This is a genomic window from Methylophilus sp. DMC18 (assembly GCF_056314005.1).
The window spans coordinates 246076-266799 of sequence record NZ_JBQUZE010000005.1 but is presented as its reverse complement, the minus strand read 5'-3'; the positions used below and the strand labels follow the sequence as shown (position 1 = coordinate 266799).

At 51.6% G+C, this 20724-nt stretch carries 22 protein-coding genes; 10 read left to right on the top strand and 12 right to left on the bottom strand.

Annotated features, from left to right (window positions below):
- Positions 1–40: 40 nt before the first annotated feature.
- Both arfB and ACT53G_RS12995 read right to left on the bottom strand, forming a co-directional pair.
- The gene (gene arfB, locus ACT53G_RS13000) at positions 41–442 is read right to left on the bottom strand and encodes an alternative ribosome rescue aminoacyl-tRNA hydrolase ArfB (RefSeq protein ID WP_194749284.1); all 402 of its coding nucleotides are present in this window, start codon (positions 440–442) and stop codon (positions 41–43) included.
- Positions 443–461: 19 nt separating this feature from the next.
- Positions 462–2408 (bottom strand): DNA repair helicase YoaA, encoded by a 1947-nt coding sequence (locus ACT53G_RS12995; RefSeq protein WP_338656481.1) that lies wholly within the window; start codon positions 2406–2408, stop codon positions 462–464.
- A gap of 174 nt (positions 2409–2582) precedes the next feature.
- Here ACT53G_RS12995 and ACT53G_RS12990 point away from each other — a divergent pair, with 174 nt between their 5' ends.
- Positions 2583–3137, top strand: a complete 555-nt coding sequence (locus ACT53G_RS12990; protein WP_194749282.1) for a C40 family peptidase — start codon at positions 2583–2585, stop codon at positions 3135–3137.
- Between the two features lie 44 nt (positions 3138–3181).
- Here the strand turns inward: ACT53G_RS12990 and ACT53G_RS12985 are convergent, their stop codons facing one another.
- Complete coding sequence (locus ACT53G_RS12985) at positions 3182–3469, bottom strand: Rdx family protein (protein ID WP_275356627.1); 288 nt, start codon at positions 3467–3469, stop codon at positions 3182–3184.
- Between the two features lie 172 nt (positions 3470–3641).
- On the opposite strand from ACT53G_RS12985, the gene ACT53G_RS12980 reads away from it, so the two are divergent.
- From ACT53G_RS12980 to ACT53G_RS12970, 3 genes are read left to right on the top strand one after another with little or no spacing between them, the layout of a single operon-like run.
- A complete protein-coding gene (locus ACT53G_RS12980) occupies positions 3642–5069 on the top strand; it encodes a S41 family peptidase (protein WP_194749280.1) in 1428 nt (475 codons plus the stop codon).
- A 54-nt stretch (positions 5070–5123) separates the two neighbouring features.
- The gene (gene coq7 / locus ACT53G_RS12975; RefSeq protein ID WP_275356626.1) at positions 5124–5765 is read left to right on the top strand and encodes a 2-polyprenyl-3-methyl-6-methoxy-1,4-benzoquinone monooxygenase; all 642 of its coding nucleotides are present in this window, start codon (positions 5124–5126) and stop codon (positions 5763–5765) included.
- Positions 5766–5791: 26 nt separating this feature from the next.
- Complete coding sequence (locus ACT53G_RS12970) at positions 5792–6109, top strand: DUF2322 family protein (protein ID WP_194749278.1); 318 nt, start codon at positions 5792–5794, stop codon at positions 6107–6109.
- A gap of 47 nt (positions 6110–6156) precedes the next feature.
- Here the strand turns inward: ACT53G_RS12970 and ACT53G_RS12965 are convergent, their stop codons facing one another.
- From ACT53G_RS12965 to bioA, 5 genes are all read right to left on the bottom strand, one after another.
- Positions 6157–6564, bottom strand: a complete 408-nt coding sequence (locus tag ACT53G_RS12965) for a VOC family protein (protein ID WP_275356625.1) — start codon at positions 6562–6564, stop codon at positions 6157–6159.
- Positions 6565–6612: 48 nt separating this feature from the next.
- A complete protein-coding gene (locus ACT53G_RS12960) occupies positions 6613–7038 on the bottom strand; it encodes an OsmC family protein (RefSeq protein ID WP_338656475.1) in 426 nt (141 codons plus the stop codon).
- A 52-nt stretch (positions 7039–7090) separates the two neighbouring features.
- Positions 7091–7504, bottom strand: coding sequence for an FKBP-type peptidyl-prolyl cis-trans isomerase (locus ACT53G_RS12955; RefSeq protein WP_412011208.1), 414 nt, complete (start codon positions 7502–7504; stop codon positions 7091–7093).
- A gap of 117 nt (positions 7505–7621) precedes the next feature.
- On the bottom strand, positions 7622–9031 hold the full coding sequence (gene dacB / locus ACT53G_RS12950; RefSeq protein ID WP_476169613.1) for a D-alanyl-D-alanine carboxypeptidase/D-alanyl-D-alanine endopeptidase: 1410 nt from the start codon (positions 9029–9031) through the stop codon (positions 7622–7624).
- Positions 9031–10347 carry an adenosylmethionine--8-amino-7-oxononanoate transaminase gene (gene bioA / locus ACT53G_RS12945; RefSeq protein ID WP_476156567.1) on the bottom strand — a complete coding sequence of 439 codons (1317 nt, stop codon included), beginning with the start codon at positions 10345–10347 and terminating at the stop codon, positions 9031–9033. Before bioA ends, dacB begins: the two co-directional genes overlap by 1 nt.
- A gap of 74 nt (positions 10348–10421) precedes the next feature.
- On the opposite strand from bioA, the gene ACT53G_RS12940 reads away from it, so the two are divergent.
- The 5 genes from ACT53G_RS12940 to ACT53G_RS12920 all read left to right on the top strand — a co-directional run bounded on the left by ACT53G_RS12940 (position 10422) and on the right by ACT53G_RS12920 (position 15131).
- Positions 10422–12356, top strand: coding sequence for a peptidase U32 family protein (locus ACT53G_RS12940; RefSeq protein ID WP_476145189.1), 1935 nt, complete (start codon positions 10422–10424; stop codon positions 12354–12356).
- A gap of 47 nt (positions 12357–12403) precedes the next feature.
- Positions 12404–13045 carry a YchE family NAAT transporter gene (locus ACT53G_RS12935; RefSeq protein WP_379073488.1) on the top strand — a complete coding sequence of 214 codons (642 nt, stop codon included), beginning with the start codon at positions 12404–12406 and terminating at the stop codon, positions 13043–13045.
- A gap of 115 nt (positions 13046–13160) precedes the next feature.
- Positions 13161–13616 (top strand): NUDIX hydrolase, encoded by a 456-nt coding sequence (locus ACT53G_RS12930; RefSeq protein ID WP_379073765.1) that lies wholly within the window; start codon positions 13161–13163, stop codon positions 13614–13616.
- A complete protein-coding gene (gene mnmA / locus ACT53G_RS12925; protein ID WP_313985930.1) occupies positions 13613–14707 on the top strand; it encodes a tRNA 2-thiouridine(34) synthase MnmA in 1095 nt (364 codons plus the stop codon). Before ACT53G_RS12930 ends, mnmA begins: the two co-directional genes overlap by 4 nt.
- Before the next feature lie 94 nt (positions 14708–14801).
- A complete protein-coding gene (locus ACT53G_RS12920; RefSeq protein WP_194749265.1) occupies positions 14802–15131 on the top strand; it encodes a hypothetical protein in 330 nt (109 codons plus the stop codon).
- Between the two features lie 33 nt (positions 15132–15164).
- Here ACT53G_RS12920 and ACT53G_RS12915 read toward each other — a convergent pair whose 3' ends face one another.
- From ACT53G_RS12915 to ACT53G_RS12900, 4 genes are all read right to left on the bottom strand, one after another.
- Complete coding sequence (locus ACT53G_RS12915) at positions 15165–17363, bottom strand: TonB-dependent receptor domain-containing protein (protein WP_476156565.1); 2199 nt, start codon at positions 17361–17363, stop codon at positions 15165–15167.
- Between the two features lie 250 nt (positions 17364–17613).
- Positions 17614–18270, bottom strand: coding sequence for a PEP-CTERM sorting domain-containing protein (locus ACT53G_RS12910; RefSeq protein ID WP_476156563.1), 657 nt, complete (start codon positions 18268–18270; stop codon positions 17614–17616).
- Positions 18271–18446: 176 nt separating this feature from the next.
- On the bottom strand, positions 18447–18644 hold the full coding sequence (locus ACT53G_RS12905) for a hypothetical protein (RefSeq protein ID WP_194749262.1): 198 nt from the start codon (positions 18642–18644) through the stop codon (positions 18447–18449).
- Positions 18645–18888: 244 nt separating this feature from the next.
- Positions 18889–19512, bottom strand: a complete 624-nt coding sequence (locus ACT53G_RS12900; protein WP_275356612.1) for a glutathione S-transferase family protein — start codon at positions 19510–19512, stop codon at positions 18889–18891.
- 164 nt (positions 19513–19676) lie between these two features.
- Between ACT53G_RS12900 and nadC the strand changes: the two genes are divergently transcribed.
- Complete coding sequence (gene nadC / locus ACT53G_RS12895; protein ID WP_476169612.1) at positions 19677–20546, top strand: carboxylating nicotinate-nucleotide diphosphorylase; 870 nt, start codon at positions 19677–19679, stop codon at positions 20544–20546.
- The last annotated feature ends 178 nt before the right edge of the window (positions 20547–20724 follow it).

The following is a 20724-nucleotide window of genomic DNA, read 5'->3' as shown; positions in this document are numbered from 1 at the left end:
TTATTGAAACAGACAGCGGCCAAGCAAAGGCATGTCTTGTTTATGCCTCATCCAGCACCTTGCCCCTGCCCTGTTTAACGACCCCACGCAGCAACTTCCCGGTCACCCTTCTTTTTTTCGAAGCCAGTGTTGGCCGGGTCGCATGGCGTACCGCGTTCACATGACTCGCCGCTTCGACAATCGCATGCAACCGGGCAATCGCATCGCGTTTATTCGCTTCTTGCGTGCGGTATTGTTGCGCCTTGATTACCAGCACACCTTCTGCACTGATGCGCTGGTCTTTGCGACTGAGCAAGCGGGCTTTCACGGCCTCACTGAGGCTGGAGGCTTGGATATCAAACCGCAAATGGATGGCAGACGAAACTTTATTGACGTTTTGACCACCTGCGCCTTGGGCGCGAATGGCAGTGAGGGTATATTCGTGAGCGGCAATCTCAAGCATGGCGCGCAATCCTCACAAATCAAGAAACCCCATTGATCAGTGCAAAGAAGTCTTCCACCTCTTGTTGCACACGTGTGCGTTTGAATGGAGGCAGACTTTGCCAGATACGGCGTCCATAAGGTTTATCCACCAAGCGCGGATCGCAAATCATCAATACCCCGACATCCTGCTCATCCCGAATCAAACGCCCGGCGCCCTGTTTGAGGGTAATCACAGCATAGGGCAACTGGTACTCCATAAAGGCATTCTTGCCTTCGGCGTTCATTTTGTCGATGCGGGCGGCCAGGACCGGATCATCGGGCGGCGCAAACGGTAGCTTGTCGATAATGACGCAGGACAAGGCCTCGCCGCGCACATCCACGCCCTCCCAAAAGCTTTGCGAGCCGACGAGGACGGCATTGCCGTGACTGCGGAAGCGATCCAGCAATTCGGTGCGGTTACTCTCGCCTTGCATCAGCAGGGGGTAATTGAGGCCAAGTTCTTCAAACGCATTTTTGAGCAACGCATGCACTTCGCGCATGGCCTTAAGTGAAGTACACAGCACAAACGCGCGGCCACGGCTGGCTTGCAGCACAGGCAAACTGACAGCGGCAACGGCAGCGGCATAAGCACTGCTATTCGGTTCAGGCATACCCGTAGGCACATATAGCAACGCTTGCTGACCGTAATCAAACGGACTTTGCCAATGCCGGGTTTGCGCCGCCAGCAAGCCCATCTGGCTCTGATAATGGCTAAAATCACTTTTGACGGCCAACGTGGCAGAGGTAAAAATCCAGGCACGCGGCTGCGCATTGAGTTGCTTGCCAAAGCCATCCGCCACACTGAGGGGGGTCGCATGTAACTGTACACTTTGGCTAAATACCTCGACCCAGCGCACAAGATTGGCGTGATTGCCTTTTAGCCAGGCTTGCAGCAGGGCGAGCAATGCTTCACCGCGTTGCCAGCACTTTTCCAGCAGCGGATCACGTCCAGCTTGGGTTTCTAGTACCGCGGTCAGGGCGGCGAGTGTTTCCAGCATGCGCTGAAAAGCCTCATCAAAATTTTTCATGGTTTGCGCCTTTTGTGCTGGCATACGCGAACCTTCAAACTGGAACACCAGCCTGAAATCACGGCAAGCCTTTTCCAACGGCGGCACCGCTTCACTCAGCGCAACACAATCCTTGGCCAGGCTCAGGTAAGCCATCTGACTATCCCGCGCCAGATCCATCAACTGTGAGGTGGAGATATCCTCGCCAAAAAAGAGCCCAGCCACCTCAGGCAATTGATGCGCCTCGTCAAACACCACGGTATTGGCGCTGGGTAACAACTCGGCCACGCCCTCATCGCGCAACATGACATCAGCAAAAAACAAATGATGGTTGACCACGACCACATCGGCCGCCAATGCCTGCTTGCGTGCTTCCATGACAAAACATTGCTTGTAAAACTGGCAATCCTGGCCGACACAGTTGTCGCGGGTGGAGGTCACTTGTTGCCAAACGGTGGCTTGTTCCGGCACTTCGACCAACTCTGCTTTATCACCAGTCTGGCTATGTTCAGCAAAGCTTTGCAGGATAGGAATATATTGTGCGTCCTCCCGCGACTGAAAGCGCCCTTCTTGGCTGGCACGTTGCAAGTGATAATGGCAGAGATAGTTGGCGCGCCCTTTGAGCATGGCAACAGACACGGGCACTTTGAGCGCTTCGCGTACCGCTGGCAAATCCCGCTGAAAGAGCTGATCTTGCAGGGTTTTGGTGCCAGTAGAAATAATGACCTTGCCCCCCGACAACAGCGCAGGCACCAGATAAGCATAGGTTTTACCGGTGCCGGTGCCAGCCTCGGCGACCAACTGCTGTTGCTGCTCAATGGCTTCGGCGATGGCCAGCGCCATTTCCTGTTGCTGCGGGCGGCTGCGGAAATCGGGCATGGCTTGTGCCAAAGACCCGTTTTCTGAAAATGCCGAACTGACTTGCTGCGCTAAAGACATGCGTAATTATCCCATGAGCATCGCCAAAACAGACAGCACTTTTGCGACTTCCAGTCAGTCAAGCAACGTACAAAAGGCGCCAAATACTTGCATATCAATATAAAATATGGCATGGTTTAGCCTGTAAAACTTTTTAAACCGCTTCAAATTCAATATAACAAGCCCTTGATTGTGATGAATAAATCCATTTTCCGGCTGGCAGCCTTACTCGTGAGTGTACTGCTCTGCCAGTGCAAAAGCGTTGCCGCGCCCGGGGATGACAAGCGCTGGCAAAACGCCTACAGCTACTCTCAAGCGCAGGTGATGGAGAGTCAGTCCGGCGTCTCTGGCAGCTGGTCTGAAAAGGTCGAGGAAATCATGATCCGCGCCTTAAGCCTGACCGGTGTCAATTACAAATATGGCGGACGCAGCCCTGAGACCGGCTTTGACTGCAGCGGCTTTGTACAGTATGTGTTCATGAACGCTGCGCAGATTGCGCTCCCCCCTTCAGCCCGTACCATTAGCGAAATGGGCAACACCGTCAAACGTGAGGAATTGCAACCCGGTGACCTGGTCTTTTTCAACACCCTTAAATCTGCGTTTTCGCATGTGGGCATTTATGTTGGTAATAACCAGTTTATCCACGCGCCACGCGCGGGGGCAAAGGTACGCATTGAAAACATGGATGAGCGCTACTGGAAATCGCGCTATAACGGTGCCAAGCGACTTGAGGTAGAAGCGTCTCAATAACCGTCGTCAATTATATAGACGGCTTGTATCCCCTCCTAACCCGCTTAAGGACTGACTGGCGTATCGCTGTGCCCGAGCGACCGCTCGGGATCAATCACATCACGGATCAGCTGTTTCAACTCCTTGGCTTCTGGAAAGCGCCCTGCGGCTTTGCGTGAAAAAATCACCACACCATCACAGCGCACCTCCAAAATACCGCCAGTTCCAGGGACGAGATTGACTGACTTCAAATCGCCATCAAACGTGGTTAACAGCTCCTGCGCCAGCCAGGCAGCCCGTAACAACCATCGGCACTGTGTACAAAACTCGATTTCTACGATAGGCTTTTGCATGTTTTTCTCTAAACAATTATTTGCTAGAAGAGTATAGTCAATTTTATTGAAATAGCGGAAAATGAACTTAACAGCGTTCTATCTACTCTCTGCAACAGGCTGACATCAACTGATGCATCCTGATTCTGAATGAAGTAATATTCTTCGCTTATTTGATCACACAAGGCATGGTATGCGTTCCAAATTAGAAAAGTTCGGCTTGCTGGGTGCAGGCGTATTTGTAGGGATTCTGGTCAGTATCAATATTTCTGCATGGGCAGACCGGACCTCAGTCTCTCAATTACCTATTGATGAATTACGCGTCTTCGCCGAAGTCTTTGCCAAAGTAAAATCTGATTACGTTGAGCCTGTAGAGGACAAGAAGCTGATCAACGAAGCTTTGTCCGGCATGCTGCAAGGCCTGGACCCACACTCAACCTTTATGGATGCCGATGCTTATAAAGAGCTGCAAGCAGGTACGCAAGGTGAGTTTGGCGGACTGGGAATTGAAGTCGCCATGGAAGACGGCCTGGTCAAAGTAGTTACGCCGATTGAAGATAGCCCGGCTTATAAAGCAGGTCTCAAGTCTGGTGACCTGATCATGAAACTGGATGATGCCCAAGTACGTGGCATGACGCTGAATGATGCAGTTAAACGCATGCGTGGCGTTCCAGACACCAAAATTACATTGACCGTGATTCGTAAAGGCGAGGACAAACCGCTGACCTTCACCCTGACACGCGCCATTATCAAGTCACAAAGCGTGAAGAACAAATGGATTGAACAAGGTTACGGCTATGTTCGTATCACCCAGTTCCAGGAACGCACTGGTGAAGATTTGGCCAGAGCGCTCAAAAACTTGCGTGCAGAAAATAAAGGCCCGCTCAAAGGCTTGGTGCTCGACCTGCGTAACAACCCAGGCGGTTTGCTGGATGCGGCCGTAGGCGTCTCTGCCGCGTTCCTGCCCAAGGATGACTTAGTTGTGTACACCGAAGGTCGTGTTGCTGATTCCAAGATGCGCCTGAATGCAACTCCTCTGGATTATGCGCGTCGCGGCAAGTCTGATTACCTTAAAGATTTGCCAGAAGAGTTTAAATCGGTGCCTATCGTCGTGCTGATCAATGCCGGCTCAGCCTCTGCTTCAGAGATTGTGGCTGGGGCGTTGCAAGACCACAAACGAGCAACCATTATGGGCATCCAAAGCTTTGGCAAGGGCTCTGTGCAAACCATATTGCCGATGAACAATGGCAGCGCAATCAAATTGACCACAGCGCGCTATTTCACGCCCAATGGCCGTTCGATTCAAGCCAAGGGCATTGTGCCGGACGTGACGGTGGATGATGGTTCCGATCCTAGCCTGAGCCTGCATGAAGCAGACTTGAAGCGGCACTTGTCCAACCCGACCGATGGCAAGAATGCGACTGACAGCAAATCCGTTGACGAGGCAAAATCACGTGCGGCTGCCGAAAAACTCAAGGAAGAAAAACATGCTGAAACACGTGGCCCGATTGAGCCAGCCACTCAGGATGACTTCCAGTTTGTTCAGGCCATGAACTTACTCAAAGGCTTGCCTGTTCAAAAAGCGCCAGAACCTGCTAAAGTAAGCGCAACCAAACCATAATGTTCTGCCTGTTTGCACCCACAGGTGTAAACAGGCCTTACTTGAGACACCACTATGCTGAACTTGCCGCCGCTGACACTAGACAAAGCCATCGCCGTCATGGATATGGGTTTGCGTACGGTGTTCAGCCCGGCAGTCTCCAGCCGCCCTTACCCACCCGCGGAAACCACCCCCGACACGTTAAGTGACCGTGAACGCAAACATGCTGCGGCACTCATGCGCATCAATCATGTCGGCGAAGTCTGTGCACAAGCCTTGTACAGTGGCCAAGCCCTGGTTTCACGTGATCCGGCCAATGTAGAAGCACTTAAACAAGCGTCTCGTGAAGAGGTGGATCATCTTGCCTGGTGCGAACAACGGATTCAAGAGTTGGGGGGGCGCAAGAGTCTGCTCAACCCGCTCTGGTACGGTGCCAGTTTTGGCATGGGTATCACAGCCGGCCTGCTTGGCGACAAGTGGAATCTGGGCTTTCTGGCGGAAACAGAACATCAAGTTTCTGCGCATTTGCAAAGTCACCTGCAACAGCTCCCGGCTCACGATACCGCATCCAAAGCGATTGTGGCGCAAATGAAAGAAGACGAAGAGCACCATGCACATACCGCAGAGCAACTGGGCGGCGCCAGGTTGCCAGCACCAGTCAAACTGGCCATGCGGCTGGCTTCAAAAGTGATGACGCGCACCGCGTATCACTTGTAATGATTTGTAGTAACCTAGAGTCAACCATGCAAAAATTTAGTGACAATCTTCTGATGCTGGACAGTGCGGATCACGTCAAACGCATTGAACTGTATGATGAAAGCAATCAGCCTGCCGGGATCATCGAGAACAAACCTGGCACCCAAGGCTCCATCAAGATTTACCATCATCTGTTCAAAGTCTTTGGTGAAATTAACACCGATGCAGCGGTAGAGGGATTGGCCTTATACGCCGAACATACCGAGGATGCGGAAGATCATCCAGGCAAGCATCCCAATATTGACCGCTTGCTCAATGTGTTAGATAAAGAGCTAACGCTCAATATCAAGCTCATTACCGAGTAGCACCAAACAAAAAAGCCTCTAACACTAGAGGCTTTTTTAATGTCCAATCACGCAATCGCCGCGAGATGCCGGACGATGGGCGGGTGATAGATAAACTCGAGCAAATGGCCGACACTGTCGAGGCAGTAAAAGCCACGAGAGCCGTCCCGATGGCTTTTTGGCGCTTCTGTAATGCGCACATCATGCGCCACCATATGCGCATACCAGTCATCCACCGCCTGCGCATCTGTCAGCACAAAGCCAATATGATCCAGCCGTTGCATCGGGTCCGGTGTATAACTGACGCGGTGCAAGGCAAACACATCGCCATGATTGGTCAAATACACATTGTCAGGGTCGGGCTGCCACTCGATCTGCATGCCCACTACCCGCGTATAAAAATCAACGGCTGACTCCAGCTCCTTGATAAACAGCGCGACGTGACGAATGCCTATCATGCCTTTTGGAATACTCATGCCACGCTCCGTTGATTGATCATGTCAGCCAGTGTCATCATGCATAGATTACTCAAAGGTCGGCGCCTTGATTTCGAAGCCGTGTGTGATCTCGCAGGCTTTTTGCAGCATGATGCTGGCCGAGCAATATTTTTCGGCAGACAGTTTTACCGCACGCTCCACTTGGGACGCATTCAGGCCTTCACCCGTCACCACAAAATGCACATGAATTTTGGTAAACACCTTGGGCACCGTATCAGCACGCTCTGCCTGAATCTGCGCCACACAGTCGACAATGGGCTGACGGGCTTTCTTCAGGATCGTCACCACGTCAAATGAAGTGCATGCGCCCATCCCGATCAGCAGCATCTCCATGGGACGCATGCCAATATTACGGCCACCATTTTCTGGTGCACCATCGAGTACCACGGCATGGCCTGTTTCAGACTCACCGACAAAACTGACCCCATCTATCCACTTCACCTGGACTTGCATTTACATTCTCATTTCACAAGGATAAAAACATATACAGCAACACGCGTAATCTTTATTTCACGCCCAGCAATTCGACATCAAATACCAATGCCGCATTTGGCGGGATCACACCACCTGCACCCCGGGCACCGTAGCCCATGTCAGATGGGATAATCAAGGTACGTTTGCCGCCTACTTTCATGCCCTGCACCCCCGTATCCCAGCCTTCAATGACTTGGCCGCCGCCAAGAAAAAAGTTAAACGGCGAGTTGCGGTCCAGGCTGCTGTCAAACTTTTGACCTTTGTGATCTTCCTTGTTGGCGTCATACAGCCAGCCAGTGTAATGCACGGTGACGTTAAAACCGACTTCAGCTTCACGGCCAGTCCCCACGACAGTATCAATTTTTTGTAATTCAGTGACTTGGGCTGACATTTGTGTGGCTTCCTTTGTTTTTGCAGTGTTGGATTGCGCCTGGCAACCCGTCATGGTCAACAGCATCAATAAGCTGCAACCGACTAATTTCATTCCAGATTTCATGTATGTGCTCCCAGAAAACGTCCGTCATTTTACGCGCTTTTATCCATAAATTCTTGCATGCGCTTTTTAATGACTTTCTATCAATTGTTTAAGTAATAAATCCTGCACCCCGCGCACAGCAGCGGCCCTTGGGTGATTGGCTACGATCACCAGCACGTAGCGTTTGCCCGCCTGATCCTGCACATAGCCAGCCAGACTGCTGACGCCTTCAAGCGAACCAGTTTTGAGATAAGCCATGCCCTTGCTCGCGCTATCGGCCAACCGCTTTTTAGTCGTGCCATCCATGCCCAAAATCGGCAAAGAAGCCATGAACATCGGCATCACCGGGCGTTGATAGGCTGTGACGAGCAACTGCGCCAAATGTTCCGCACTGATGCGCTCATTGCGCGATAAACCAGAGCCATTTTCGAGCACCAGCTCAGAAAACACCAAACCACGCTGACGCAAAACCTGCTTGAGTGCCAAAGCAGCTCCGGCTTCATCCGCGGGCGTAAACCCGGCATCTTGCGCAATCGTCAGCATCACCTGGCGCGCCATGACATTATTGCTCCACTTATTGATGTCGCGCACCACCGAATCCAGCGGTGGCGATGACCAGGTCGTGAGCGGGATCGCCGCATCCGTGACCGGAGCCAGTGCCAATTGTCCGTTAAACTGCCCGCCCAATTGCGCCCACAGTTTTTTAAACGTGGCATACACATATTGCGTATCAGACAGCACACTCAACTCAAGGTAGCGCTCATCACACTGCTCGGGCAGTGTGCCACTAAAGGCCACGGTGACCCCATCCGGCTGCGGGGTGACGCTGTAATGCAAGTCACTGCGCCAGTCATTGCAGGCCCCTTTGCGCGCTTGCATGGTGTTGATGATATGGATATTCGGCAACTCAAATTCTTGCGCGATGAGCACGGCGGGCTTATTCGCCTGACTGCTGACCGAAAAACGGAAGCTGGTATTGCGGCCATTGAGCAATAGCGCACTGGGGTTGGCGTTGTAGGCGCGCCAAGGTTCATCATCCAGCACGGGCCGTTGGCTGACTTCAGGCGCATATAGGGTTAAATCGAGTAGCAGATTGCCTTTGATCTGGCGCACGCCTTGTTGCTGTATTTGTTGCAACAAGCGCCAGAACTCTGCAACATTGAGTGCCGGGTCACCTGCGCCTTTGATGATCAAATCACCCTCAAGCACGCCTTGATTGAGCGGCCCATTGCGATAGACTTCGGTTTTCCAGCGATAGGCAGGCGTCAGCGCCTCTAGCGCAGCATAGGTGGTGACCAGCTTCATGACGCTGGCGGGATTCATGGCTTTGGACGCATGATGGCTGATCAAAGGCGGCCCGCCTTCCACCGGCTGTACAACAATTGCTACACTCTCAAGCGGCAGCTGCGCTTTGGCGAGTGCGTCTTGCAAACTGGCGGGCAAGGCCGCCTGCACCAGCGCCGGCCACAGACTGGCAAACAGTAGCCACCAGCGCATTACATGCTCTCCATCACCGCTGCCCGTGTAGCTTCCACCAGATGCTGCTGATCTGATTGCGTCAGGCAATAGGGTGGCATCCAGTAGACGGTATTGCCGATTGGCCGCAACAGCAGGCCATGCTTCAAGGCCGCGGCATAACAATCCCGCGCGAACTGCGGGTTTTGCGTCACGACCTCAAAAGCCGTAATCATGCCGCGCTGGCGAACATGCTGCATTTCAAAATCATAGTGCTCAACGGCGCTCAGCAAAGTCTGCGCTGTCTCACGGTTTTGCCCCAGCACATCCGAAGCTTCAAACAGCGCCAATGTGGCCAACGCGGCACTACAAGCCAGCGGATTACCGGTATAACTATGGCTATGTAAAAAGCCTTTGACGGTCTGGTCGTGATAAAAAGCCTGATAAACCTCATCCGTCGTCAACACCACGGACAAAGGTAAGTAACCGCCGGTGATGCCTTTAGACAGGCAAATAAAATCTGCAATCTCACTCACTTTTTCACCTGCCTGCTCACAGGCAAACAAGGTGCCGGTACGGCCAAAACCAACGGCGATTTCATCGGCGATCAAATGCACCTGGTAACGGCTGCAAACTTCACGCGCCCGTTGCAAATACACTGGGTGATACATCGCCATGCCTGCTGCGCCTTGTACCAAAGGCTCGATAATAAACGCAGCCAGGGTGGCATGATGCTCGGCCACATAGGCTTCCAGCGCCTCAGCACAACGTAAGGCGTAGGCCTCGGCAGACTCACCCGCTTCAGCCAACCGGCTATCCGGGCTAGGCATTTGCGCCGACTGCAAAATCAGGGGTGCATAGGTGTCTTTAAAAATGGCGACATCGGTCACACTGAGTGCACCCAGCGTTTCGCCGTGATAGCTATTTTGCAAGCTAATGAATTTAGTTTTTTCCGGTTGCCCGATATTGCGCCAGTAATGAAAACTCATCTTCAGTGCAATCTCGGTAGCACTGGCACCATCTGAGCCATAAAAGGCGTGACCCAAGCCAGTTAATGCCGACAGCTGTTCTGAAAGCGCCACCACGGGTTCGTGCGTAAAGCCGGCCAGCATCACATGCTCTAACTGATCAAGCTGGGCTTTGATTGCCTCTTTAATGACTGGCTGGTTATGCCCAAATAAATTGACCCACCAACTGCTGACGGCGTCGAGGTAACCCTTGCCTTCACTATCAAACAACCAGGCCCCTTCGCCACGTGCAATTGGCACCAAAGGGTAACGTTCATGATGTTTCATTTGCGTGCATGGATGCCACACGCTGCGCAGGCTACGCTGCAATAAATCCTGATTTCCACTCATGGTGCTATTTTAAACCAAGCGTAAATAGCATGCTTGGTTTAAAATAGCGTCTTAAATCAAGTTCTTACCTCTGCATGCAAAAAACCCGCAAACATCTCGAACTGCTCGCCCCGGCCAAAAATGCCGATTTCGGTATTGAAGCCATTAACCATGGTGCCGATGCCGTGTATATCGGTGGCCCGGCCTTTGGCGCGCGTGCCAAAGCACCAAATACCGTTCAGGATATTGCCAGGTTAGTGCAGCATGCGCATCGCTTTCATGCTGAGGTATTTGTCGCCTTAAATACCATTTTTCATGATAACGAACTCGAAGGTGTTCGCCAGTTGGTGCATCAGCTATACGACAGCGGTGTCGATGCGCTGATCGTGCAGGATATGGGTTTACTAGAACTCGACTTGCCACCGATCCAACTACATGCCAGTACACAAACCGATATCCGTACCGTTGAAAAAGCACAGTTTCTGGATCAAGTCGGCTTTAGCCAGATCGTACTGGCACGCGAACTGGATATTGCCACGGTGAAGAAAATTGCCGATGCCACCGCTGCCAACCTGGAATATTTTATTCACGGCGCACTTTGCGTCGCGTTTAGTGGCCAGTGTTTTATCAGCCACGCGCATACCGGCCGCAGTGCTAACCGTGGGGAATGCTCACAAGAGTGCCGCTTGCCTTACACACTGGAAGACCAGAAAGGTCGCATTATCGGCAAAGACAAACATTACCTGTCGATGAAAGACAATGATCAGAGCGCCAACTTACGCGCCCTGATCGCCGCCGGTGTCAGCAGCTTTAAAATTGAGGGCCGCTACAAAGACTTGCCATATGTAAAAAATGCCACTGCGCATTACCGCCAACTGCTTGATGAAATTCTGAAAGAAATGCCGGAATACGCGAAGTCTTCCGCCGGACATGCCACCTACACATTTACCCCGCAACCGGAAAAAACTTTTAACCGCAGTTCCACCGATTATTTCGCCAATGGCCGCCAGGCCGATATCGGCGCGTTTGATACACCCAAATTTGCCGGCGAAGAACTGGGTAAAGTGCGTAAGGTGGGTAAAGATTTTATTGATGTGGCGACCGACATAGAACTTCACAACGGTGACGGTGTATGCTTTTTTGATGTACACAAAGAACTGGTTGGCCTGCGCGTAAACACGGTGCAAGCGCTGGATAAATACACCTACCGCCTGTTTCCAAACGAAATGCCAGCGGATATTCGCAACAACACGCAGCTTTACCGCAACCGAGACCATGCCTTTATGCGTTTGCTGGAAAAAGATTCAGCCTCGCGCAAAATTGCGATTGATGCTGCCTTTTACGAAACGCCTGATGGCTTTGCCTTAACACTCACCGATGAACAAGGCTTCAGCGCGACCTCCCAATGCAGTGCAGAAAAACAATTGGCCAATGATGTCGAAAAAGCGGAAACCAGCTTGCGTGAAAACCTGGCAAAACTAGGCAATACCGATTTTATTGCCAGAGATATAGGTCTCGAGCTGACCCAGCCCTGGTTTTTACCAGCGTCCACAGTCAATCAACTGCGCCGTGATGCCGTTGAGCAACTGGTCGATATCAGAACACTAGCTTACGAGCGTCCACTATTGCGTGCAGCAGCCGAACCACCCGCCATTTATCCGCAAGATAGCCTGAGTTATTTAGCCAACGTCTATAACCAGAAAGCACGCGACTTTTATCACAAGCATGGCGTCAAACTCATCGCCAGCGCTTATGAGGCCAATGAAGAGCTAGATGAAGTACCGGTGATGATTACCAAGCACTGTCTGCGTTTTAGCCACGGCCTATGCCCCAAAGAAGCCAAAGGCGTCATCGGTGTACAAGGCACGGTGACGGCTGAGCCCATGACGCTGATCAGTGGTAACGACAGATACACGCTGAAATTCGACTGCAAACCTTGCGAAATGCATGTGATGGGCAAAGTGCGCAAACACATCTTGCAAATGCCACCACCACAACCGATTGCATTTTTCGATAAACGCCCGGCATAAGTCCACCTACCACGCAACCAGCCGCACGATTGGGAGTCTGAAACAGCATGACCGAATACGCATATCTGCTCAAAGTCGCCATCGCCCTGATCGCCATCGTTAACCCCATCGGCTGCCTGCCTATTTTTATCAGCGCCACAAGTGGCTGGAGCAAAGCTGAGCGAGCACGTACCGCTCGTACAGTGGCTATCACCGTAATGATAGTCTTATGCGTCTCCGCCTTTATCGGTGACAAAATTCTCGACTTTTTTGGCATCACCATCCCCTCATTCCAGGTGGGAGGCGGTATTTTATTACTGCTAATTTCTATCTCCATGATGCATGGCAAACAGAGTGCTACGCGCCAAACTCCCGAAGAAGCTCATGACATGGCTGAGCGTGAAGTTATCGCCATTGTACCGCTCAGCATTCCATTATTAGCTGGCCCAGGTGCCATCTCGAGCATGATCCTGACTGCGCAACAGCACCCCGGCTTTTGGGGGCACCTTAGCCTGGTGGTTCCGATTGCGCTGATTTCGTTGTTCATCTGGGGCCTGTTACAACTCGCAGATGGCATTACGCACTACTTGGGTAAAACCGGTATCAATATTGTCACCCGCCTGATGGGTTTGATTCTGGCCGCCATGGCTGTTGAGTTTATTGCGCATGGCTTGTCTGGCCTGTTTCCACAACTGATCACTGCCGCATAGTGCCAAGGCGGGGTAAATTAAGCCTCCCCCAATCAATCACTTAGCGGTAAAATAGCGTTTTTAACGAAACCCGCAAATCTTGAATTCCACCGTTTCAAATCCATCCAAATCTTCCCTGCAGTGGAAACCTAACGTCACCGTTGCAGCCATCATTGAAAAAGATGGCAAATTTTTGCTGGTAGAAGAAACCACAGACCGCGGTAACAGGTTTAACCAGCCGGCTGGGCATCTGGAAGAAGGTGAAACGATTATTGCAGCTGCGATTCGTGAGACGCTGGAAGAGACGGCTTATGATTTCACCCCTGAGGCACTGGTGGGCATTTACCACTGGCAGCATCCGCTCAATGGCATTACCTACTTGCGTTTTGCCTTTACCGGCAAATTGGGTGCACATTATCCGGAGCAAGCATTAGACGATGGCATTATTCGCACCGTATGGAAAACTGAAGCCGAGATTGCGGCCGAAGGCGAGTTGATGCGCAGCCCGCAAGTGCTGTTGTGTGTGCAGGATTACCTGGCGGGTAAACGTTATTCTTTAGACATTTTGAAGCATTTGGGCCAAGCATTATGAGTAAGCCACATGTGATCGTCGGGTTGTCCGGCGGCGTTGATTCCTCCGTGACCGCTTTGTTGTTGAAACAGCAAGGCTATGAGGTCACCGGTTTATTCATGAAGAACTGGGAAGACGATGATACGGATGAGTATTGCTCTTCTCGCCAGGACCTGATTGATGCGGTTTCTGCGGCCGATAGAATTGGTATTGACATTGAAACCGTGAATTTTAGCGCCGAGTATAAAGAGCGAGTGTTCGCTAACTTTTTACAGGAGTATCAGGCGGGCCGTACGCCTAACCCGGATATTTTGTGTAACGCCGAGATCAAGTTCAAGGCGTTTTTGGACCATGCCATGGGTATGGGCGCAGACTTAATCGCCACGGGACATTATGCTCAAGTGCGTGAAAACCCGATCCAGCCAGGCAATTTTCAACTGCTTAAAGCCGATGATGGCAGCAAAGACCAGAGTTACTTTTTGTCACGCCTGAATCAGGCGCAGTTGTCAAAAACGCTGTTTCCGTTAGGCAAATACCTCAAGCGTGAAGTACGCGAAATCGCGCGTGAACATGGCCTGGCCAATGCCGAGAAAAAGGATTCAACTGGTATCTGCTTTATTGGCGAGCGGCCGTTTCAGGAGTTTTTACAGCGCTACCTGCCGCGTCATCCTGGCGTGATGCGTACGCCCGAAGGCAAAGTGGTGGGCGAGCATGAAGGCTTGATGTATTACACCATTGGTCAGCGCCAGGGGCTCAAGATAGGCGGTAGCCGTGAAAGCAATGGCGAGCCGTGGTTTGTCGCCGCCAAGCATATGGCCGATAACGAGCTGATTGTGGTACAAGGCCATGATCACCCGCTTCTGAAATCCGACGGGCTGAAAGCGGGACAACTGCACTGGATTAGTGGCGAAGAGCCGCGTACCAACTGGGTATATGCTGCCAAAACCCGTTATCGCCAGCCGGATGCGCCTTGCGAGGTCGATGCGGTGAATGCAGAAGAGGCAACTATTCGCTTTGGTCAGCATCAATGGGCCATCACACCGGGGCAAAGTGTGGTCGTTTACGAAAGCAACGTCTGTCTGGGCGGCGGCATCATCACGGGTGCGCTTTAACCCGGGTTGAGATCGCAAGCGCGAGGCATGGTTATTGCTTTTGTTTACACCATTTAATCAAAATACACTGCCAAGTGACAAGGAATGACACCTGATGGCCTACGTCTTAAAAAATAACCAAGGTGCGATTATTGCGGCCAGCCCGGATACGCAAGTGGCTGCGGACTGGGTGGAAATAGATAATACCGACACAGAGTATTTGTGTTTTCTGGATGACGAACTCAAAAGGCACCACACCTTCCGTGAGAGTGACATTCAGCTCGCGCGCGTGCTTGAAGACCTGATTGGCATTTTGATTGAGCGTAACCTGATCAGCTTTACCGACTTCCCGAGCCCCGCACAAAAACGCTTGAACGAGCGTCAAACCTTGCGTCACAAAAACAAGCTGCATTTGCTGGGCGATGACGATTTGGGCCCACTCTAGCAGCGGTCGTCAACCGCCAATGTCCCATCTTGGCTAGTAGGTCAGCTCAACCTGAAATTTCACATTCCGGCCCGGGCCGTACATACCCAGGCCGCCCATGGTGCCATCCAGGCGATACAGCGTATTTTTGAGATTTTCACCGATCAGTCGTAACGTCACATGTTTACTCGCCTGCCAACGGGCACCTGCATTCCAAAGCGCATAGCCGTCCTGTGTCCCAAACCGGTAAGGGCTGGCGGTGGTGCCATCCCCACTTAACAGGATATCCCGGTCAGAAACCTTGCGGTAACTGAGGTTCAGATCGACTGCCTCTGAGAGCACGGCGCCCAGCTGCACATTGAAGGTATTGCCTGGCGCGGTATACAACGGCGCACTGACCAGCCCGGTATTAATCCCACCATTGATTCTGGAATACGCACTACGCAGATACCACCCACGATATTGCAAAAAGCTTTCAACCTCAACCCCGTTTCTGCGCTCCCAACCATCTTGCGCAAGATTGCCATTGGCATCTTCACGCAATGAGGTCAGCAAATGCGAGGTATAGGTGTGATAAAAATTCAGCTTGCCTGAAAACCAGATAGTGCTATTGAACAAGTGCGGTGTTTGATAACTCACCCCGGCCTCGGTGGTTTCAGAGCGCTGCGGCACATACAAATCCCCACAAATCTGCGACTTCGGCCCCTTGGTTGTCATGACTTGCGCACGACAACGGCTGAACGGCCCCTGCGTAAAATATTCATCAATCAGGGGCGGCCTGAAGCCTTGCCCGTAATTGCTGTAAAAGGTTAGTTTGTCGGGGTTTTGTTTGGCTAAGGCATCATAGGCCAGGCCCAGACTCCAGGTCTCTTGTTTGAATTTGATGGTGCTTGCCTGGCCATACGGGGCGAGCAAGGCCAAAGTCCCTCCATCAGCCTCTACTTGATAACGGTCCTGGCGATAGCCCGGGATCACTGAAAATGCGCCGAACTCAAACTTTGGTTGCACATAAACGGCATGAAATGACTTGCGCCCTGGCGGCGCTGAGGCATTAAAGCCGTCGGGATAAAGCGCTTGTAACGCGGTCTTCCGATTGTCGAAGAAGCGGGTAATTTCACGTTCGCTGGCGTTGTATTGGTAGCCCGTCAGTAACGAAACAGACCATAGATCTTTCTCAGCAAAGATTGCCCGGTTGCTCAGGTCTACGGTGTTTGTTTTATATTCGTACGTATCCGTCAAATTGCCGCGGCAAGTCGTGGTATCCGCGGGATTTGTCGTATTGATGACACCCTGACACTGCCTTTGCAAGGCATTAAACGTGGAATTGAACGGCGCACCCTGACCAATCACATCTTGCAAATGCGTATGCCCGGCGCCGATAGTGCCCTTAAAGTTGATCCACGGGTGTTGAGGATCGTAGTTCACTGTCTCTGACCAGGTGAGATCATCCACCGAACGCACCACATTGCCAAAGAAACCGGGTTGTCCGCCTGTCGCATCATAGGGTTGTAGCCCGGTATCCTCAAACTTCACCACAGAGGTCACCAACTGCAAGTCTTCGGTTGGAAACACACTGACCTTGAGCAACTGTGAAATAGATTCAATCGCAGAACTTTGTAGCTTGGAGCCATCGCCCAAGGTCAAATTATTGGCCTGCCGATTGGAATAGTTATACAAAATATCCACGCGTTCATCGGGGCGCGCATACAGCAGATAGGAGCGTGAATATTCATCACTGTTATTGCCATAGCCAAACTTGGCCTTGCCACCATACTTCTGACCGGGCTTTAAAAAGTCTTCGGCATTTTTTGTCGTCGCATTGACAGTGCCTCCCAATGAACCGGAACCACTCGCAATCTGCGGCCCACGTTGTACTTCTATGCTTTTCAATAACTCAGGCTCGATAAACGTGCCGCCCATGCGGTATTTCTCAAATCCTTTGGGCACGCCATCCACTTTCACCAGCACGTCTTCATTGTCCACGTAGCCACGAATCCCAAACGTCATGCCACTCGGCCGTGGTCCGCCAGAAATAGACACCCCTGGCACGGCTCTGACCGCATCAAAAATATTGCTGGGCTGGGCACGTTGCAATTGTTCGCTGGTAATGGTGGTAACCGGCAAGGTTGGATTGATCCCAGTCTCGGGCGCTTTTTGTTTCTTTTCCTGGATGGTGACCTCAGGCAGCGTATCCACCTCCTCGGCCCCTGGCTGTTTTATCGTGGGTGCTGGAGACGCAGGGGGCGTTTGCACGTCCGTTGCCTCCACGTCTGGTATGAGCTGCTCAGCCCAGGCGGCGTGAGGCCAAAAAAAACAGGCGAGCCAACACAGCCCCACAGACAAGGTTAACCTTGTGCGAATGAAGCTTTTTTCAGGCAGGCAACTGGAGAGGATCGCAAGAGAGCGAGCCCGCTTTAAAACGGTGATGTTCATTTAACGAAAATAAGTAGGCGCGCAAGAAAGGGGCTAAACAGCCCCTTTGCCATGGTCAGCCGAATGGGAATCAGGCTTGTTTTTTTGCGTTGCGGCGCGCGACAAATGCCATCAAACCCAGTCCCAAGCCCATCAGACTAAAGGCCTCAGGTTCAGGCACCGGTGTCACAGTGGGCACGGACACGGCGGCCAATGCCAATTGATCCAAACTCATACTGGATGAATTGGCATTGAATTTAAAGGTATACAGGCTGGAAGCGGCGACATTGCTCCATTTCCAATACAACTCTTGTTCAGCAGTTGCCCCTCCCATCACGGTGCCTTGATCTTCGTTAAACTGCAACACGGAAGTCGCTGTAACGCCATTCAAGGTTGCTGAACTGTTGGCCAGGGTGCCCAAGGTTCCAATACGCAGATAGACATCAAACAGGCCTGTGCTGGCACCGCTCAAGGTCGCGGTGAATGCCGTAGCGCCAGAGAAACTATAAATATTGCCCCCGCCAGTGATAAAAGCACCGCCTGTGGTTTCTTGCACAGAAGCGGTGATCCCGGCAGTCACAGCGACATCTGGTGTATTGTCATTGGTGCTGTTAAAGACGTTCCACTCAGCATAACTCGCTGGTGTCAGACTCCCCCAGGGATTGGCGGTGTCCCATACTGCCTGGCTCGCAAACGCGGAACTATTGAACAGCATGCCTAAGGTGAATGCCAAAGCTGAAAATTTCATGATTTATTTCTCCTCAACGAGCGCTTGTGCCCCTTCCTCTCGAAGGCCATCGCGCCATTTTTTTAAAATGAAGTCTCACGGACCCACACCGTTGAGTATTTCAATCGCCACGCTTTGCGCATGGCAATAAAATTGAAATTAAAAAATAAAAGTGATGTTGTTTTAATCACGCCTGGTCAGGCGCCTTGCTTCTCCTGCCTGGACTCAAAATCAACCACATAGCGGTACTGCTTGCCGCAATCAATAATGACTTCTTTCTGTCCCCGCTTGAGCAGGCGTATATCCACTTTGATGCTACCGAAGCCATCATGAGCGATGAGCTCATCCAGCAGTTCTAGCAATCTTTTTTTGACGGGTGCATTCATTGCCTGCATAGCATGTATTGATCATGTTTTTGAGTATTCTTAAATGATAACAATTATCATTTAGTTTTGCAACGTAAAAATATGATCTATGATTAAGCTTAAGTGGATAGATGCAGTGAGGCCAAAAGGCAGAATGAAAAAGAAGGCAGACAAGGGGAAAGCGCCGCATCACAAGGTGAACGGCTGAAGATCAACTGGAGAAAATCAAGACAGCATCCCGACAGCTTAGGACGGAATGCTGAGATAAGGTGCCCTAAGGCTGTGGCATGGTTTGCTTGAAGCTGGGACGCTTTACCAGCACCCCGTAATGTTTGGCCAGATTAGGAAACTTCTCTTGCCAGTATTTGCCTTCCCATTGCACATTTTTAAAACGCAAGTCTATGTAGCCCAGCGCGGTGCCCAGGGCAATGTCTGCCAGACTGAACGTTTCGTTGACACACCACTTTTTCTTTAGCAAGTCGTTATCAAGCACGGTCAGGCCAGCCGTCACCTTGGCAAATTGCTTTTCTATCCATGGTGCAGACTGCTGCACCTCTGGCTTGCGTTGTTCCAAGATCACCGCCACGGCAGCATCACACACACCATCGGCAAGTGACTCCCAGCGACGGACCTTGATTTTGGCTGAGTGGTCTTGCGGAATCAGGTGGGCCACCGGCGTGCGATGATCCAGATACTCGACAATCACGCGTGAATCATACAAGGCGTCGCCATCATCCAGCACCAGCACAGGAACCTTACCCAACGGGTTGTGCTGGCTCACGGGACAATCCGGCGCAGACAGCACGACCTCCGTCAAAGTCAGGTCAATATGTTTTTCAATGGCGACGATACGCACTTTACGTGCATAGGGACTGTTAACCGTATATAAAAGCTGCATAGTGTGATGTGAGCCGGATTGAAGAGTACTTTTACCGAAAAAATACCCCATGACGCAATACGATGGTACAAAACTCGCTGGTCTTGGGGTGCTTTTATTATAATAGCTTTTGCCATGGGCTTAGAACGCTCATCTGCATAAATTTTAAATTGACTGAGCTGCTCATGACCACTGCATCACTTTACCAACACTTGCCCGACTACTTAAATGCCGATCTGATAGCGGCGCAAGTGCAATCGGCCCTGGCAGAAGACCTGGGCAAAGGCGACCTGACCGCTGCACTCATCCCTGCCGGCACCCAGGCCAGCGCGACCATCATCAGTCGTGAGGCTGCCATTCTCTGCGGCTGCGCCTGGGCGCAACAGTGCTTTGCGCAGTTGGATCGCAGCATCCAGATCGAATGGCTGGTAAAAGACGGTGACCCCGTCGTCCCCAATCAAGCGCTGGTCCATATTCATGGCGACGCACGCGCCATGCTCAGTGCCGAACGCCCGGCCCTCAATTTTTTGCAAACGCTTTCTGCCGTAGCCACACATACCCGCCGCTATGTGGACGCCATTGTCGGTTTGCCAGCGCAAATCCTCGATACACGTAAAACCCTGCCTGGCCTGCGCCTGGCACAAAAATATGCCGTGCTCGCTGGCGGTGGCGCCAACCAACGGCTGGCCTTGTACGACGGTATCCTGATCAAAGAAAACCATATCGCCGCCGCAGGCTCGATTGCCGCCGTGCTTGAAGTCGCCTTCGCCATGCGCAGCACGGATAATATCCAGATAGAAGTGGAAACACTGGATGAATTGCAGCAAGCGCTAGATGCCGGCGCCACCAGTATCTTGCTCGATAATTTCACGCTGGAAGACCTGCGTAAAGCTGTCGCAATCAATCAAAAGCAAGCATTGCTGGAAGCATCGGGCAATGTGGATTTAACGACGGTTAGGGCGATTGCGGAAACAGGCGTAGATAGAATATCTATTGGGGCACTGACTAAAAATATTCAGGCGGTGGATTTGAGTATGCGGATACAGATGCAGTGATAGAACATCCGCGCAGACGATTTAAATAACGCAGTAAAAAGTTATTCTTTGACGAGTATTGCTGTAGCAATCCGATGCTTAGACCTTTTATAGCCTCAGCTTACTGTCTCAAGCGAGTAACTTTATTATTTACTTGCTCGAACAAATAGATTTAAACCTGAAACATGAGCTCGTTTGA

Bases quoted from the DNA above. Each gene is read 5' to 3' on its own strand.
- ACT53G_RS12960 (WP_338656475.1), bottom strand. From the start codon at position 7,038: ATGCAAGTCCAGGTGAAGTGGATAGATGGGGTCAGTTTTGTCGGTGAG.
- mnmA (WP_313985930.1), top strand. From the start codon at position 13,613: ATGAGTAAGCCACATGTGATCGTCGGGTTGTCCGGCGGCGTTGATTCC.
- arfB (WP_194749284.1), bottom strand. From the start codon at position 442: ATGCTTGAGATTGCCGCTCACGAATATACCCTCACTGCCATTCGCGCC.
- ACT53G_RS12920 (WP_194749265.1), top strand. From the start codon at position 14,802: ATGGCCTACGTCTTAAAAAATAACCAAGGTGCGATTATTGCGGCCAGC.
- ACT53G_RS12935 (WP_379073488.1), top strand. From the start codon at position 12,404: ATGACCGAATACGCATATCTGCTCAAAGTCGCCATCGCCCTGATCGCC.
- ACT53G_RS12980 (WP_194749280.1), top strand. From the start codon at position 3,642: ATGCGTTCCAAATTAGAAAAGTTCGGCTTGCTGGGTGCAGGCGTATTT.
- ACT53G_RS12965 (WP_275356625.1), bottom strand. From the start codon at position 6,564: ATGAGTATTCCAAAAGGCATGATAGGCATTCGTCACGTCGCGCTGTTT.
- ACT53G_RS12900 (WP_275356612.1), bottom strand. From the start codon at position 19,512: ATGCAGCTTTTATATACGGTTAACAGTCCCTATGCACGTAAAGTGCGT.
- ACT53G_RS12905 (WP_194749262.1), bottom strand. From the start codon at position 18,644: ATGCAGGCAATGAATGCACCCGTCAAAAAAAGATTGCTAGAACTGCTG.
- dacB (WP_476169613.1), bottom strand. From the start codon at position 9,031: ATGCGCTGGTGGCTACTGTTTGCCAGTCTGTGGCCGGCGCTGGTGCAG.
- ACT53G_RS12955 (WP_412011208.1), bottom strand. From the start codon at position 7,504: ATGACGGGTTGCCAGGCGCAATCCAACACTGCAAAAACAAAGGAAGCC.
- ACT53G_RS12990 (WP_194749282.1), top strand. From the start codon at position 2,583: ATGAATAAATCCATTTTCCGGCTGGCAGCCTTACTCGTGAGTGTACTG.
- ACT53G_RS12970 (WP_194749278.1), top strand. From the start codon at position 5,792: ATGCAAAAATTTAGTGACAATCTTCTGATGCTGGACAGTGCGGATCAC.
- ACT53G_RS12985 (WP_275356627.1), bottom strand. From the start codon at position 3,469: ATGCAAAAGCCTATCGTAGAAATCGAGTTTTGTACACAGTGCCGATGG.
- bioA (WP_476156567.1), bottom strand. From the start codon at position 10,347: ATGAGTGGAAATCAGGATTTATTGCAGCGTAGCCTGCGCAGCGTGTGG.
- ACT53G_RS12995 (WP_338656481.1), bottom strand. From the start codon at position 2,408: ATGTCTTTAGCGCAGCAAGTCAGTTCGGCATTTTCAGAAAACGGGTCT.
- coq7 (WP_275356626.1), top strand. From the start codon at position 5,124: ATGCTGAACTTGCCGCCGCTGACACTAGACAAAGCCATCGCCGTCATG.
- nadC (WP_476169612.1), top strand. From the start codon at position 19,677: ATGACCACTGCATCACTTTACCAACACTTGCCCGACTACTTAAATGCC.
- ACT53G_RS12940 (WP_476145189.1), top strand. From the start codon at position 10,422: ATGCAAAAAACCCGCAAACATCTCGAACTGCTCGCCCCGGCCAAAAAT.
- ACT53G_RS12910 (WP_476156563.1), bottom strand. From the start codon at position 18,270: ATGAAATTTTCAGCTTTGGCATTCACCTTAGGCATGCTGTTCAATAGT.